Annotated in this window: 14 protein-coding genes; 6 read left to right on the top strand and 8 right to left on the bottom strand. The window is 37.2% G+C overall.

Going from position 1 to position 16,421, the window contains the following annotated elements; all coding sequences use genetic code 11:
- Window positions 1-6: 6 nt before the first annotated feature.
- From DZB84_RS04410 to DZB84_RS04395, 4 genes are all read right to left on the bottom strand, one after another.
- Window positions 7-288 carry a hypothetical protein gene (locus DZB84_RS04410; RefSeq protein WP_116351057.1) on the bottom strand — a complete coding sequence of 94 codons (282 nt, stop codon included), beginning with the start codon at window positions 286-288 and terminating at the stop codon, window positions 7-9.
- Window positions 289-307: 19 nt separating this feature from the next.
- Window positions 308-982 (bottom strand): DUF421 domain-containing protein, encoded by a 675-nt coding sequence (locus tag DZB84_RS04405; protein WP_116351056.1) that lies wholly within the window; start codon window positions 980-982, stop codon window positions 308-310.
- A gap of 121 nt (window positions 983-1,103) precedes the next feature.
- Window positions 1,104-1,781 carry an SOS response-associated peptidase gene (locus DZB84_RS04400; RefSeq protein ID WP_116351055.1) on the bottom strand — a complete coding sequence of 226 codons (678 nt, stop codon included), beginning with the start codon at window positions 1,779-1,781 and terminating at the stop codon, window positions 1,104-1,106.
- Between the two features lie 24 nt (window positions 1,782-1,805).
- Entirely contained in the window at window positions 1,806-3,068 is a 1,263-nt protein-coding gene (locus DZB84_RS04395) for an ATP-binding protein (RefSeq protein WP_223254380.1), read from the bottom strand.
- Window positions 3,069-3,271: 203 nt separating this feature from the next.
- Here DZB84_RS04395 and DZB84_RS04390 point away from each other — a divergent pair, with 203 nt between their 5' ends.
- Together DZB84_RS04390 and DZB84_RS04385 are read left to right on the top strand one after the other, a co-directional pair.
- Window positions 3,272-3,769 carry a PTS sugar transporter subunit IIA gene (locus DZB84_RS04390; protein WP_116351054.1) on the top strand — a complete coding sequence of 166 codons (498 nt, stop codon included), beginning with the start codon at window positions 3,272-3,274 and terminating at the stop codon, window positions 3,767-3,769.
- Between the two features lie 258 nt (window positions 3,770-4,027).
- On the top strand, window positions 4,028-5,287 hold the full coding sequence (locus DZB84_RS04385; RefSeq protein ID WP_116351053.1) for a helix-turn-helix domain-containing protein: 1,260 nt from the start codon (window positions 4,028-4,030) through the stop codon (window positions 5,285-5,287).
- A 192-nt stretch (window positions 5,288-5,479) separates the two neighbouring features.
- Here DZB84_RS04385 and DZB84_RS24815 read toward each other — a convergent pair whose 3' ends face one another.
- Both DZB84_RS24815 and cudC read right to left on the bottom strand, forming a co-directional pair.
- Window positions 5,480-5,644 carry a hypothetical protein gene (locus DZB84_RS24815; RefSeq protein WP_154670425.1) on the bottom strand — a complete coding sequence of 55 codons (165 nt, stop codon included), beginning with the start codon at window positions 5,642-5,644 and terminating at the stop codon, window positions 5,480-5,482.
- A gap of 104 nt (window positions 5,645-5,748) precedes the next feature.
- The gene (cudC, locus tag DZB84_RS04380; protein ID WP_116351052.1) at window positions 5,749-6,279 is read right to left on the bottom strand and encodes a choline uptake/conversion transcriptional regulator CudC; all 531 of its coding nucleotides are present in this window, start codon (window positions 6,277-6,279) and stop codon (window positions 5,749-5,751) included.
- A gap of 322 nt (window positions 6,280-6,601) precedes the next feature.
- Here cudC and proV point away from each other — a divergent pair, with 322 nt between their 5' ends.
- The 4 genes from proV (at window position 6,602) to DZB84_RS04360 (ending at window position 12,765) form a co-directional block, all read left to right on the top strand.
- Window positions 6,602-7,852, top strand: a complete 1,251-nt coding sequence (gene proV / locus DZB84_RS04375) for a glycine betaine/L-proline ABC transporter ATP-binding protein ProV (RefSeq protein ID WP_116351051.1) — start codon at window positions 6,602-6,604, stop codon at window positions 7,850-7,852.
- Window positions 7,852-8,700, top strand: a complete 849-nt coding sequence (locus tag DZB84_RS04370; protein ID WP_116351050.1) for an ABC transporter permease — start codon at window positions 7,852-7,854, stop codon at window positions 8,698-8,700. Before proV ends, DZB84_RS04370 begins: the two co-directional genes overlap by 1 nt.
- The gene (locus DZB84_RS04365) at window positions 8,700-9,590 is read left to right on the top strand and encodes a glycine betaine ABC transporter substrate-binding protein (protein WP_116351049.1); all 891 of its coding nucleotides are present in this window, start codon (window positions 8,700-8,702) and stop codon (window positions 9,588-9,590) included. The genes DZB84_RS04370 and DZB84_RS04365 overlap by 1 nt, the downstream gene beginning before the upstream one ends.
- A gap of 106 nt (window positions 9,591-9,696) precedes the next feature.
- On the top strand, window positions 9,697-12,765 hold the full coding sequence (locus DZB84_RS04360) for an efflux RND transporter permease subunit (protein WP_116351048.1): 3,069 nt from the start codon (window positions 9,697-9,699) through the stop codon (window positions 12,763-12,765).
- Window positions 12,766-13,343: 578 nt separating this feature from the next.
- On the opposite strand, the gene DZB84_RS04355 is transcribed toward DZB84_RS04360, so the two are convergent.
- Complete coding sequence (locus DZB84_RS04355) at window positions 13,344-15,176, bottom strand: DNA ligase D (RefSeq protein WP_116351047.1); 1,833 nt, start codon at window positions 15,174-15,176, stop codon at window positions 13,344-13,346.
- Between the two features lie 43 nt (window positions 15,177-15,219).
- Entirely contained in the window at window positions 15,220-16,134 is a 915-nt protein-coding gene (gene ku, locus DZB84_RS04350; protein WP_116351046.1) for a non-homologous end joining protein Ku, read from the bottom strand.
- Window positions 16,135-16,421: the final 287 nt, after the last annotated feature.

Genomic DNA, 16,421 nt, shown 5'->3' with positions numbered 1-16,421 from the left:
TCTTTACTATCTTTCGCTCGTTTTTCGATATGCTAATATAGTGGTTTTTAAGGAAGCATAAGAGCCAATCGCAGCAGAACCATAAAACCAGCCCATGAACAGTCCTGCCGCTAGGTCGTGTCGATGGCTATAAAAAACAGAGAACATTAATCCAATTACAATAGCAAGTGTTGGCACATATTTTTTCGGTATTTTTAAAAGTTTTTTTGTGATTTGTGTGAGAATCATAACGAAAGGCACTGCAAATACAGCATCCCAAAAATTTGTATGTATAGTTGGAAAATCCACGTGATATCCTCCCTAAAGTTTAATAGGTTTGCACAAAAATCCCGTCATCTTCTTGCCATTCAGCTAAAAACACATCTTTATAATCTGTAACGTTTTGTGAATGAAGCTGGTTTCTTAACCATGTTTCATTAAATCCTAAATCTTTGATCTCATCCCATAACACTTTTCCATCTCGGATAAGGGTTACAGGCACATAAACGGGTTTTTCTGGGAGATTGAAATCTTCTACAGTCGTTTTTTGATATTTTGTCTTTTTCAAAATACTAATGGATCCATTGCCTTCAAGATAGCAAAAGGCAACCTCCCGAACGGAAAAGGTCTCGCTTTGGCGGAGCAGGCTTTGCAATTGATTAATATTCATTCTTGCCTTTTTTAGGGCTTGTTTATCAATGGTCCCGTTTTTGATAAGGGCAATCGGTTTTCCCTCAAAAATCCCTCGAAAAAGTAAAACCTTTTGACCAAGGAATTCAATGATGAATAATAATAATCCCCATAAGCACATTGAGAAAACGATATAAATGCCGTTAATGCTTTGGTCGTATAGTGCGTTTCCTAACAATTCACCAAAGACAATTCCTGAGATAAAGGTAAACGGGGTAATTTGGTTAATTATTTTACGTCCAACAATTTTAACAATGACGAATAATAGGAAAAAGCCAAGTATTAGTTCGAATGTTAAATGGGCAAATTTCATTTGAATTTACTCCAATCACTTTGTAAATCATTTTATTTATCTCCAAATAATGGTGGTTTATCCCGTTTAAGTGTGAAAACAAAAAACGACTGAATCCATCTTGGATAACAGTCGTTGTCCTTTAACATATTTTTTGTATGACATTTGGTGAGTTATTTCGAGGCGAGTTCACTAACGATGAGACCTCATAAGCTTCCATCTCTTCTGCAGCCAATGGCTTGAGTAAATCTGAGACTTTTGAAACATCATCCAACAAAGGATTTAGCCACAGCTTTTCATCTTTCTTTCGCAAAATGACAGGCATTCGGTCATGAATATCCTTCATCAGTTCATTTGGAGTTGTCGTAATAATTGAGCAAGAAAACAATGCATTCCCATCGGGAGAGTTCCAACGCTCCCAGATTCCCGCCATAGCAAAAAGCTCGTCCGATTTTAATTTAATCCGCATCGGTGTTTTCGTTTTGTCAGGGCCTTTTTTCCATTCGTAAAAGCTGTCCGCAATAACGAGGCAGCGTCTATGCCTGAATGCTTGGCGAAAACTAGGTTTATCGGCCAATGTTTCTGCACGGGCATTAATCATTTTATAACCAATCTTATCATCCTTTGCCCATGATGGAACGAAGCCCCAACGCAAATAACCAAGGCGATTACGCCTGCCATCATTAATTACAGATAGGACAGAATGAGATGGGGCAATATTAAAACTAGGGATATATAAATCTTGTTCAATTGTTGCTTCAATATCAAACCGATTGAGAATGTCATCGAACTCTGCAAATAAAGTAAATCGTCCACACATTTCTTAACACACCTCATTTTTAAATTATAATGGAGATGGTGGTTGGTATGTTGGTAGCTTTATTATGAAGGTTGTGCCTTGGCCAACGGCACTTTCCACTTCAATTGAGCCTTTTAATTGTTCTATGATTTGGAAACAAATTGTTAGTCCAACACCCGTTCCTTTGTCTTTTGTGGAATAAAAGGGTGTTCCGATTTTTGACAGTTGTTCTTTCGTCATACCCGGACCATTATCCGTTATTTTTACCGTAATATCGTTATCTTTTGAAAAGGCTTCAATCATTAACGATCCATCATTCCCAATCGCTTCAATTGCGTTTTTTATGATATTTATTAGAACCTGCTTAATCTCATCCTTATTCCCGTTGATAAACAAAAGTTTTTCAATAGAAGTTTCGACTTCAATATTTTGGATATTTGTATAGGATGTCATTAGCTCAACGGTTTTTGCAAGTTCTTCACTGATGTTTATTAATTGTGTACTACTATTATTGGGCTTTGCAAGGGATAAATAATCATTAATAATCGATTGAGCACGATTTAATTCAGAAAGGGTAATATCAATATAATTTCGCTGTTTTTCAGTAATATTGTCATCACGAATGATTAATTGTAAAAAGCCATTTACTGTTGTTAACGGATTCCGAACTTCATGGGCAACAGAGGCTGCGAGTTGGCTGATCACATTCATTTTTTCAGAACGTCTTAGTTCCCTTTGTAATTGAATTTGATGGTTTAAGTTTTCAATTAGTAGAACGACCAATAAGAGTGTAATCAAGGTAACAATTGAAAAAATGGACATCTCTAAGATTTGTTCAGTCAGGTTATTTTTTACTAGGGTGATTGCTCTCGTTATAACTATAAAACAGTATATGGTTGAAAGGAGCAGCAGTTTCTTATTTAACAGGATAGAATGATATCTTTTTAATAGGAAATAAAAAATAATTGTAATTACTGCGTAATTCATTAAGGTAATGAAAAGGCTAGAGTTTCCCAACACTTGTGAATAAACTAGCATCAACAAAATAACAGATATCCCTTGGAAAAATCCAATATAAAGAAATGCGACGAATATCGGGATGATTCTGAAATCATACGAAAAACCATTTGCATAGGTTACGGGAAATGACATTGTCAACAGAAGGATAATGACAATCATTCCGAGTAGTTTATTTGAATAATGCTTTGGTGTAGAGCTATTGTCTTGAATGACCAGTAAATAATATAGAAGAATAGGAAAAATGACGATGAGTACATGATAGAGAACATGCCCAATGTGATCAAGCAATTTTCGTGGAACCCCCTTAGTCTAAATCCTCTGAATACTACATCATTAAATTCGACATATTCTCCAATTATCCTTCATCTTCATACAAGGATATTGAACAATATTTCGGAAAAATGTAAAAGTAATTTATTCGATTCATAATTCTTTTTTTCTTGTTCTGGGTATGATACAACTAAACATATCTTTAATTTTGGAGGTTTATTATGTTTAAGAAATTATTTGGTAGTAAAGATAAAAAAAATGAGGAAATGCTAATTGCCCCAGCGACTGGTAGAATTCTGGCTTTAGAAGAGGTACCAGACCCAGTATTTTCTCAAAAAATGATGGGAGATGGGCTTGCAATTGAGCCGTCTGAAGGAAAAATCGTTTCACCTGTTAAAGGAGAAATTATACAAGTTTTCCCAACAAAACACGCAATTGGAATTAAAACAGAAATTGGTTTAGAACTTCTCATACATATTGGTCTTGAGACAGTGAACATGAAGGGGGAAGGATTTACCACTCATGTAAAAGAAGGAGACAAAGTCGAGGTTGGAACTGAATTGGTAACCTTTGACCTTAATTTAGTAAAAGAAAAAGCAGCAAGCACCATTACACCAATGGTCATTACTAATTTTGATGTAGTTGAAACGTTTGAAAAGATCGGAAGCGGGCAGGCAACTGCTGGTTCTACAGAACTTGCAAAAGTAAAGAAAAAATAAGAAGACGGTCCCGAACTGTGGGACCGTTTTTACATATAGTACTAAATGTTTATTTCGTTGCGATTTTACATAACTAGGATATGTGGAGCATAGGATTTTTAAAGAATTGTTTAAAGAATGTTGTCGCCACTTCTGTCGAAACGTCTTTGTGCCCCAAACCAAAAAAATGAGTCTTTTTACCTAATGTTAAAAAGAGGAATTTTACCATTTTTCTAGAAAGAGTATATATGCAGTCAAGCCAATGAGAGGGTATGAAATATGGAGATAGGAAGCAGAATACGTTTCTTTCGAATTCAAAAAAATATGACACAAGAAGAGCTGGCAAACGAGATTATCTCAATTTCTTATCTTTCAAAAATTGAAAACAACCAAACCTCGGCAAGTATTGAGGTTCTTGAATTATTATGTGAACGATTAGGAATCAAGCTGATAGAAAGTGAAGAATATGAGCAATTAAGGGAGCTTCATGATTGGTACCACCTAATGGTTGCACGAAAAAGGGAACCAGTGATTGCTTTTTATGAATCCTATGAAAGTAAGAATACAAATGATTCAAGGGTTGCCATTTTCTTTGTCCTCTTTGAGTTACGATATTTTATTTTTATCAAACAATTAGACAAAGCCGAAGCGCAAATTAAGAAAATTGAATTATATAAGGATATATTTGATATCCGTATGAACTATTTTTATGAAAAAATTGTAGGTCAATTTTATTATTTTAAAAGCCAATTTTCTATTGCAATGGAGCATTTTAAGGTAGCCGAAGAAATTTTAACAAGTAGTGTACATTTTGAAAGCTGGGAAACAGCTGATCTGTATTATTATAAAGGGCTAAATCATAATCGATTGGGAAAATTAGCCTTAAGTATCGTGTATATCCAAAAGGCACTAGCCATCTATCAGTCTCTTTATGATTTAAAAAGAAGTGCTGAATGTCAAATTTTACTGGGTATCAGCTATGAAAAAATAAATGAATTTGAAATGGCCGAAGAAAACTATTTATTAGCAACAAAGGTAGCTGAAGGAATAAATGATCCATCTTTATTAGGATTGATTTACCATAATCAAGCTGTCCTTTATTCTAAACTTGGAAAATCTAGTTTGGCTATCGAACAATATAGAAAAAGCCTCGAGCACAAAGAAGAGCAAATGGTTGCTGGTCGGCTACGTTCAATCCATGGTTTAATCGAAGAATACCATAAAATCGAGGATTATGATCATTGCAAAAAATGGCTTCACGAAGGATTTGCAATTGTGGAGAAGCATCAAGATTTAACTGAATTCAACATTCATTTTATCTATTATGATTATTTACTACAGAATTCTGAAAATCTAGTAAAGTTTATTGAAAAAGATGCATTGACGTATTTTGAAGGCATCGAACATCATCTCTACATAGCTTATTATGCAGAGAAACTAGGGAAAATCTATCAAGAAAATCATAAATATAAGTTAGCAAGCTATTATTTTTCAAAGGCAATCTCGTCTTTGAAAAAACATAGTCACCTATATCAATAAAAATTAAGAGTTAAAAAAGGAGATGGGAAAATGAAAAAATTAATGCTGTTATTCATGCTTGGTCTCGTAACAATTGCAGGTTATCAATTAACAGAAGATACTGCATTGGTGGACAATGACTACCCAGAAGCACAGGAAGTACAGGCATAATGAAAAAGCAGCCCGTTTTTAATATCGGGCTGCTTTCTTCATTTATAAAAAGTGATGATAATTGGAATGGTTGTTCTTGACTTCATCGACTTGCTTTTGTATTTTGCGGGAGTCGGTAGAACGATTCTTTTTTGAAATTCGGTCAGCTACAAAACCTACGAGGAGTAACCCTCCAAAAAAGACTAACAGCCAGCCCCATAATGGCATTTTTTCACCCCCATATTGTAGGGTATGAAGTTCGGACAAATTGATGAAGTAAATAAGTGAATCGTAATCTATTTTTAAAATGAAAAAAGCAACGTTCATAAACGTTACTTTTTTGGAACAAATGTAAAGATTTCATGAGATTCAAAGCTGTCTACTAGCCGGTTGAGCCAGAAATAGTATTCTAATGCTTTATTTAACTTTAAAATATCACTTTCAGCTTCTACTTTAATTTCATTGCTTACTTGCTCGTCCTTTATAAGCTCTTTAAGGTCGGATAATGATTTTTGGATGGCGCTGACATTCATGGAAATACCACTTCTCCACTTTATCGTAAAAAAATCAATAAAGGTTTGATACCAATCTTCCTCAACCTCATATAGATCTTTTCGTATCCCTTTTTTCCACACCTTATCGACCATTTTTAATTCCACTAAGTTTCGAACAGAGGTACTCATACTGGTTTTGCTCATGCCTAACTCTTGTTTCATGTCATCAAGTGTCATCGGCTCATCTTGAAAATACATGAGACCCCAGAGTCGGCCAACAGAAGGAGTTACCCCATATAAATTCATATTTTGAGCGATCGCATCAATTACACGTTCTCGAGCTTTTTCTAGTTTGTCTTCGCCTTGCAAATAGATTCACATCCTACAACAAAGTCTTTTAATATATATAGCCTACATATTTGGAGATGGATTGTAAAGGGGAGCTGCTAAAAGGATTATGGAGGATATTGGAGGAATTTTAAGAATGAAGAATGTAAAGTACGTACAGTTTTAACTTTACAAACTTTACGACCGAATATCCCGTTATATCCCTTTTGTGAAATTTGGATATTATTACTACAATTAATAGGTCATAGTTACTAATTGCTTTCTACAACGGTATTTTATTGGCTTTGTAAGAATATCAAATAATTGTTCGGGTTATATCATCAAGAAAAATTGAGGTGACAGAATGGAAAGTGAAAAACAAGTAAAAATAAAGGTTTCTAATGTAACAAAAATATTTGGACGCTCATCTAAAAAAGCAATCCAACTATTAAAAGAAGGAAAAACCAAGCAAGAAATCTTAAAAAGTACAGGCTCAACAGTGGGTGTGAATCAAGCCAGCTTTGAGGTTTATCCAGGTGAAATTTTTGTCATTATGGGTTTATCAGGTAGTGGAAAATCGACATTGGTTCGTCTTTTAAATAGATTAATAGAACCAACATCAGGCCATGTTTTTATCGATGGAAAAGATGTCGTCTCCATGAATAAAGAAGAAATCCGTGAAGTTCGTCGGAAAAAAATGAGTATGGTTTTTCAGCGCTTCGCATTATTCCCACATAAAACGGTTCTCCAAAACACGGAATATGGCCTAGAAATCCAAGGCGTACCTAAACAAGATCGCTCACAAAAAGCATTGGAAGCTCTTAACCTAGTTGGTCTAGAAGGCTATGAACATCAATATCCTGACCAGCTCAGTGGTGGGATGCAACAACGTGTAGGACTTGCAAGAGCCCTCGCTAATGACCCGGATATTTTATTAATGGACGAAGCATTCAGCGCCCTTGATCCCTTGATTCGTAAGGACATGCAAGATGAATTGATTGAATTACAAGGATCAATGGAAAAAACAATCGTCTTTATTACGCACGACCTTGATGAAGCATTACGAATCGGTGACCGTATTGCCTTAATGAGGGACGGCAATATCGTCCAAATCGGAACCCCTGAAGAAATACTTATGAATCCATCTAATGAATATGTAGAAAGATTTGTCGAGGATGTCGATTTGTCTAAGGTGCTAACAGCTGGACATATCGTCAAACGTGCCGAAACCGTTCAGGTTGATAAAGGTGCAAGACTTGCTCTTAAAATTATGAAGGATAACGGTTTATCAACTGTTTATGTCGTTGACAAGCAGAATAGGCTTTTGGGCGCTGTAAGTGCAGTAGAAGCATCGAAAGCAGTTGAGCAAAATTTAACATTGGCAGATGTCATGGAGAAAAATCTTAAAACCGTTGAAACTAGTACATTGCTTGTTGATTTATTTGATGATGTATCACAAGCGACGATTCCAGTAGCAGTTGTTGATGACCAAAATCGTCTCAAGGGAATTGTCATTCGAGGTGCGGTCATTGGTGCACTTGCAGGAAACAACACATATATAAATGACTTTGGGGCTGAACAACTCCCTCCAAGTGATGAAAGGGAGGTATTATGATGGAAGGTTTATTACCAAAGTTGCCAATAGCTGATTGGATTGACGTTTTTATCGATTGGTTAGTATCAAACTTTGAATTTTTATTTGAAGGAATTGCAACAGGACTTGAAGGATTTGTCGAAGGGATTGTTGGAGGATTAGGATTTGTCCCTTCCATTTTATTGGCACTTATTATAGGTGTAGTAGCTTGGAAAGTTTGTAATTGGAAAATTGCTCTATTTACTTTAGTAGGATTACTCCTCATTGATAATTTAGGATATTGGGACAATATGCTTCAAACAATTGCCCTTGTTTTAACCTCTGTTGGAATATCCGTTATCGTCGGAATCCCATTAGGAATATGGGCATCACAAAGTAAAACAGTGGGCAATATTGTCATACCGATACTGGACTTTATGCAAACAATGCCAGCCTTTGTGTATCTATTACCGGCAATCTTTTTCTTCAATATTGGTGTTGTACCAGGGGTTGTAGCATCTGTCATTTTCGCGATGCCACCTACGATTCGATTAACGATTCTAGGAATCACACAGGTACCAAAGGACTTAATTGAAGCAACTGAAGCCTTTGGGTCAACAACAAAACAAAGGTTATTGAAAGTGCAAATACCACTTGCGAAACCTACAATTATGGCTGGTATTAACCAAAGTATTATGCTTGCTTTATCTATGGTAGTTATTGCCTCAATGGTAGGTGCACCAGGACTAGGAGCAGATGTATACCGTGCAGTAACACAACTACAAACAGGAACTGGTTTTGAAGCTGGTCTAGCAATTGTTATAGTTGCAATCATACTAGACCGGATTACTCAAAATATAGGAAAAAAGAAACAAGGGGGAACGGCATAATGTTTAAAAAAGTAGTAAAAGCATCATTAGCAATTGGATTAACAATAGGGCTTGCCGCATGTGGTGGAGGTTCTGATAAAGCTGGTTCAACACCAGATTCAGTTGGAGAAAGTGTAGATTATAAGATTATTGGGATTGACCCAGGTGCAGGAATCATGAAAGCAACAGGTTCAGCAATTGAAGAGTATGGCCTTGAGGATTGGACATTAGTAGAAGGCTCTGGTGCAGCAATGACTGCGGCACTAAAGAAGGCTTATGACAAAGAAGAACCTATTATCATCACAGGTTGGACCCCACACTGGAAATTTTCTGCTTTTGAGCTAAAGTATCTTGAAGATCCAAAAGGAGTATATGGCGGGGAAGAAAATATTCATAGTATTGCACGCCTAGGGCTAAAAGATGATCTACCAGGGGTTCATAAATTGTTAGAACAATTCAATTGGACTGCAGATGATATGGGGAATGTAATGGTAGATATTAATGGAGGTACTAAACCTGAAGAAGCAGCTACAAAATGGATTGAAGAGAATTCTGAAAAAGTTGCAGAGTGGACTGAGGGTGTACAAGAAGGTAATGGTGAAGAAGTAAAATTAGCTTATGTAGCGTGGGATAGTGAAATCGCAAGTACAAATGTTGTTGCTAAAGTTTTAACAGATTTAGGTTATAAGGTAAAAATGAGTCAAGTAGAAGCTGGTCCAATGTGGACTGGTGTAGCGGATGGCTCAGTTGATGCACATGTCTCTGGTTGGTTACCAGTTACACATGCGGACTATGTAGAAAAATATGACGGCAAATTTGAAGACCTCGGTTCAAACCTAGAAGGCACAAAAATTGGATTAGTCGTACCAGCTTACATGGACATTGACTCAATCGAAGACTTAAAGGAATAACCTTCAGAAATAAGAAACTGTACACTCGTTTTGGGTGTACAGTTTTTTTATGAAATGGGCATAATGGCAATTGTGTTGTACATTTCTAGAAAAGAGGAACGGATCGATGCAAATCAGCAAGTTTTCAATAAAACGACCAACTTTTACATTGGTTTCTATGTTTTTAGTGATTATTTTAGGGATCGTTTCCTTAATGAATATTCCATTAAAATTAATCCCGGATATTAATCCTCCTGTTGGTGTGGTTGTAGCGAACTATTTTGGAGCAAGTCCAAATGAAGTTTCTGAAAAGGTCACCAAACCTCTTGAACAAAGTCTGTCTACATTGCCAGGATTAAAAACAATGTCCTCGACATCCCAAGAAGGTGCATCTTTCATTTTATTACAGTTTTCATGGACAACATCGATTGATGATATTGAAAACGAAATTTTAAGCCGCATCAATCAAACACAAATTACAGATGACGCGGAGTCCCCTCGATTTTTAAAATTTGACCCGTCACAGTTTCCAGTCATTCAATTGTCCTTGAGTATGGAAGGGGATGAAAAAGGCCAACAAGAGATTGCCGAAGGGTTGGTAACTGAGCTCAATAAAGTCGAAGGTGTCGCAAATGTAAATCTGTCTGGTGTTGTGTCAGATGAAATAAAAGTGGAATTAGATCAAGAAAAATTAGAAGAGTATGCTCTCACACAGACCGATATTGTTAACATCCTTCGGGCCAATGCAGTTTCACTTCCAGGAAATACAATTGAATCTGAAGGCAAGGAGCTTACGACAAGAGTTATTAGTAGTTTGAATTCTGTAGACGAATTAGAGGAGCTTGCGATTACAATTGACCCCATCTTAGGTGAAAAAGTGGTTTTAGCGGATTTAGCCGAAATTAAAATTGTCCCTGAATCACAGAATACCATTACACGAGCGAACATGGAGCCCGCCATGCTTGTAAGTGTTCTTCAGGAATCAGATGCCAATACAGCGAAAGTTTCGGAAAGTTTTCAAGTGGAATTAGAAAAAAAGCTTGCTCAGAAAAAGTATAAAAATGTTCAAGCTGATATCTTGTTTGACCAAGGAGAATACGTCAAAATAGCCATTGGCAACATCACCAGTACCCTGTTGCTAGGCGGATTATTTGCAATGATTGTGCTCTTTTTCTTCCTGAGAAATGTAAAGAGTCCACTCATCATCGGTATTGCGATTCCATATTCGGTCATTGTTACCTTTGTGCTCATGTATTTTTCAGATTTCTCATTAAATATTCTCACATTAGGTGGACTTGCCCTTGGGATTGGAATGCTCGTCGATAATTCAATCGTCGTAATCGAAAACATTTACCGCCATTTATCAATGGGGAAGGAGCCAAAGCAGGCTGCTGCAGAGGGAACAAAAGAAATTGGAACCGCAATTATTGCTTCAACCTTAACGACGGTTGCCGTTTTTTTACCTGTGGTCTTTATAACCGGTTTAATTGGAGAGCTGTTTACGGAATTTGCAGTTACCATTGCATTTAGTTTATTTGCATCCCTCATTGTCGCGTTAACTGTGGTGCCGATGCTAGCGAGTCGATTTTTAAAAAGACCAAACGAGAACCTTGAAAAAAGACGTCAGGCATCAAGAGGGATGCGTTTTTTAGAGAATGCAACAAGATGGTCATTGAGGCATCGCTTCATTGTACTGTTGATGACTCTAGTGATGTTTGGGGTAAGTCTATTTGGGCTCTTTACGGTAGGAACGGAATTCATTCCGAAAAGCGATGAGGGCTTTTTTACAATAAAAATGAAGCTTGAAAATGGTACACCACTAAATGAAACGCAAAAAGCAGTCAATGTAATTGAAAAGCAATTAGAAGAGGAACCAGAAGTTGATGTCTATGTTAGTTTAATTGGCTCAACTCAAGAAAAAAGCTTTCGAGGAGGAGGAAGTACCAACGAAGCGGAAATTTATGTGAAAATGGTTGGGTTTGAGGAACGAGAGCGATCAACGTTCAAATTTGTCGATGATACGAAGCAGAAAATCGAGTCTTCGGTAAGCGAGCTACATCCAGAGGCAGTTGTTAAATTCAATTTACAATCTTCGTCAGGTTCAACACCGAACACATTGCAGTTCCATGTAAAGGATACAGATAAGGGACGGCTCGATGAAGCAGTAGATAAAATTGCGGGAGCACTTGTAACGTTGAAGGATGTTACAGAAGTTTCAACAGATGTTTCGAAAACAATTGATGAGCTCCAAATTACGATTGATAAAGAAAAAGCGTTTGAAGAGGGGCTTGCGCCTGTACAAATTGCATCAACGGTCAATGATGTGACAAGAGGTACACGAGCTCTACAGTTAATTGATCAAGAAAAGAATATTTATCCTGTCAATGTCGGCTATAACCGAGAGTTTACCAATCATATTGATGGCCTTCGGAATCTGCTTTTAAAAACACAAGCAAATACATTTGTTCCATTAGATGAGGTGGCTGAAATTGAAATTGGTGAAGGACCATTAACGGTTCGCAGAATTGACCAACAACATGCCGTACAATTTACAGTGAAATATGTGTCGACAACCAATCTGGGCGCGATTTCGAAAAAAATTGATGAAGAGGTGGCGAGGCTGGGTCTATCAGATGAAACGGATATTGTCTACAGTGGTGATAAAGAGCTGTTGGAGTCCTCGATGGATCAAATGCTGATGGCATTTGTTCTAGCCTTAACATTGATTTACTTCGTCATGGCTGCACAATTTGAGTCATTTAAATATCCATTTGTGATTATGTTTACGGTTCCGTTAATGGTGATCGGGGTTGCGATTGGTCTCTTTTTCACAAATACTCCAATCGGAATTACCGCCATCATTGGAATTATTGTCCTAGCGGGTATTGTCGTCAACAATGCGATTGTGATCGTGGATTATATCAATAAGAAGAAAGAAGAAGGTATGGGATCTTACGAGGCTATTGTGGTGGCGGTAAAAGATCGTACACGCCCGGTGATGATGACAGCCTCAACGACAATCTTAGGTTTGTTACCTCTTGCATTTGGCATTGGCGAAGGCTCTGAAATCAACCAACCAATGGGAATAACCGTTATCGGGGGCTTATTAAGTAGCACTTTGTTGACATTATTTGTAATTCCGATCGTGTATAGTTTGTTTGATAAAGAAACGAGGAGGAGGGTTGAAGGGGATTAGGGATATGAGGTTTATGAGTAGACTTTTGGGGATATTTGGAAAATGGTATAGCTTAAAATGGAGATATGAGAGGGTTTTTGGGCATTGTTGGAAAAAGTAGTAACATAAGATGGTGATAAAAGTGGACTTATGGATATTTCTGGAAAACGTCGTAGTATAAGTGGTAGATATAAGTGGGGTTATGGATATGATTGGAAAAAGTTATGACATAAGTGCAAGATATAGGTAGACTTTTGGATGGTTTTGGAAAATGCTAAATCAAATTAGTCAGTTGAAGAGGAAATCAATCCAGAACCAACCGCCAAATCCTTTTCATAAGCCGGATGAAGAGGAAACCAAGCAAGGAACCAATCGCCAAATCCTCTTCATAAGCCGGATGAAGAGGAAACCAAGCAAGGAACCAATCGCCAAATCCTCTTCATAAGCCGGATGAATAGGAAATCAAGCAAGAACCAATCACCAAATCCCCTTCATAAGCCGGATGAAGAGCAATTCAACCAAAAAACAATTACCAAATGCCCTTCATCCAAACCGATTTCTAAAAAAATCCACTCTTACCCGGCAGCCCAGCGTCCAACTTACTTCTGCCGCAAAAACTCCAACACTGGTTCAAATGGCTGTTCATCTTTGGCATCAAAATAATGTGCAAAGGGGCAGCCTTTTTCATTGATTCGCTCAATAATCGACTCCAACGGAAAATCTTCTATGGACAAATCATCTGTTATCTCTTCCCAATAAAGTGGAGTCGCAACATACGCCCCATCATTCCCACGAACTGAATATGGAGCGACAATTGTTTTTCCCTCAGCATGCTGGACATAATCGACATATAGCCGGTTGCCGCGGTTCTTTTTAAGTCTCTCTGTTGTAAAAAGATCGGGTTCCATCGTTGTTAAATAGTTAGCGACAAATTCTGTAAATTGTCTTGTATCATCATATGTAAACTGATTTTCTGGAAGTGGAATATAGATCTGTAATCCCTTATTTCCAGATGTTTTTACAAATGAAATCAATTTAAGACCATCAAAAACTTCTTTTAAAATTGTCGCAGCCCTTTTTGCCAATGGAAAAGCATCTCGAGAAGGAGGATCCAAATCAAAAACGATCTCCGATGGTCCTTTTGAATAAATGGTTTGAAACGGGATATGAAATTCGAAACTCAATTGATTCCCTAACCATGTGAGAGTTTTTAAATCATTACAAACAATATATTCAATCCCTTCGGACATCGAGGTTTGGATAAAATCGGGTGCATAATCAGGACAATTTTTTTGGTAAAACTTTTCACCATACATTCCGTGTGGATAACGAATGACTGTTAATAAACGCTCCTTTAAAAATGGTAGCATATATGGAGAAACCTCCACTAAATAGTGGATGTACTCAAGCTTTGTAATAGATTTATCTTTCCAGAGTGGTTTTTCAGGATGGGTGATTTCGATCTCTTCAGGTAAAAGCGGTGTTTTCCGGACAAGTTTTTCCCATGTGCAGTCCTGCCACTCTACATCAAACCGGAATTTTGAAAAGCTAGGCTGCCGCAGTTGCTCTTTATACAATTCCAAATAAAAAAGCTCGACGCAAATGCCAGGTTCTACTTTAATAAAGCCAGTAGTTTCCTCAATTGCATTCGCTTGAATGACCCCAAGAAGCGCATGTCGTTCATCTGGAGAAAGACCATGTGAAAACAAGCCAATCTCATATATTTCATTCTTTTTCATTACACCAACATGGAAAAAGGCATTCTTTTTGTCGTAGCCCAGAATAAAAAAGGCGCCAACCTGCCAATTTTTTATTTTGTACCAATTTGTTGTACGCTTGCCTTCATCCCATGTACTATGAATCTTTTTTGCAATAATCCCTTCAGCATTAGCTTGAGTTGCTACTGCCCAGATTGAATGGAAATCTTGTTCATATGTAACTAATTGGATGAGTTCTTGATTGGTTGGATCAACAACACTAGGCAGTTTAACATCTGCAAAGAGATCATATAATGTCGTTTTTCGGTCTTGGAAATTTCTTTTCATGAGATTTTCGCTCCCAAACACCAATAAATCAAAAACCAAATAATGAGCGGGTTTGGATGCAGATGCTTGGGCAATTTTAGCTTCACTCTTCAATCGACCTCGTTGCTGAATAAGCTCGAAGCTTGCTTTAAAAGGTGATTCTAATATGCAAAGCTCCCCATCGAAAACAAGTGGTAGGTACGGTTTCATTACATCTGAAAGTCCTTCACATTGTTTAATGATCTCAGGAAACTGTTCATTAAGAAGGTTTCCGTTCCTACTGATCAACTGGATACGATCATTGTCCCAATGCAGCATTGCCCGGAATCCATCATACTTAATTTCGTATACCCAGTTTGGTCCAGTAGGGGCTTCAAAAATAAGAGTTGGAAGCATTGGCTTTAGCATCGTTTCACTCCTTTATTGCTACCCCTTTAGAAAGGAGACCCTATCATGTACCAACTTTTTTACGGGTTGTTCTTGTTTTTGGTTTTACAGTAGTGCTCTTATCAGTACCTGTAGGTGCCTCTTGCTTTGCTTTCGGTTTTGCATTTCCTTTTGGCGCAGCGGCTTTTTTGGATGAAGTTGTTTCTTTTGATTTTGTCCGTTCGATGCTGGCTTGTAAGGCACTCATAAGGTCTACAACATTTGTACGAGGGGCTTCCTTAGATGTCGTTCCTTCATTATTATTAATTTTTGATTCGATAAGCTCCATAAGAGCAGTGCGGTATTCATCTTTATATTTTTCTGGATTGAATTCGGTCGTTAGTTGATCAATCAACATAATAGCCGTATCGAGCTCTTTTTCATTAATTTCGACATTTTCGGGGACGCCAGGAACTTCAGCGACATTGCGAACTTCATCAGGATAATGGATCGTCTCCATCACAAGGCTGTTTTTATAGACACGGATAATCGCCATTTGTTGCTTTGAACGTATCGTAATTTCAGCAATTCCAATCTTTCCTGATGTTTGTAATGCCTCTCGAAGTAGTGCGTATGCTTTACTACCATTTTCACCCGGTCCCATGAAATAAGAGCGGCTAAAATAAATTGGATCTATTTCCTCGAGCTTAACAAAATCAATGATTTCCACGCTTTTATCCTCATGCTCGTCCTTAAGTTCTTTTAGTTCCTCATCACTCAAAATAACAAATTTCCCTTTTACATATTCATAACCCTTTACGATATCGTCATTCCCAACGTCTTTTTCGCAATTCGGACAAGTTTTTTCGTATTGAATGGGGGTATTGCATTCTTTATGAAGATTTCGGAGTTTTACGTCTTTGTCTTCAGTTGCTGAAAAAAGCTTTATCGGTATATTTACTAGTCCAAAACTGATGGAGCCTTTCCACATTGTATGCATAAGTTTTCCTACTCTCCTTTTTGTGAGTATTGTTTCCTTAAACTGGCGCAGCAATGATGGTAATATAAACCTGGGGATATTTACGAAAAAAATAATGAGTAAAAATAATATTTACCCCCTCAAAAAGAAAACCGATGACGTAAACTGTAAATGAGTCAAACATTACAAACGAAACTTGGAATGTAACCGAAAAGAAATATATGTTACAAAGCTTGTCACCTTTCAAATAAAGAGTGGTCTTTGGTATTAGTACTTTTGTAATATTTTTTGTATAAGCCTCATAATGT

This window comes from Bacillus sp. HNG (genome assembly GCF_003400205.1).
GTDB lineage: Bacteria > Bacillota > Bacilli > Bacillales > Bacillaceae_L > Ferdinandcohnia.
Note: the sequence above shows the minus strand (reverse complement) of the source record. Positions and strands in the feature narration are given on the sequence as shown.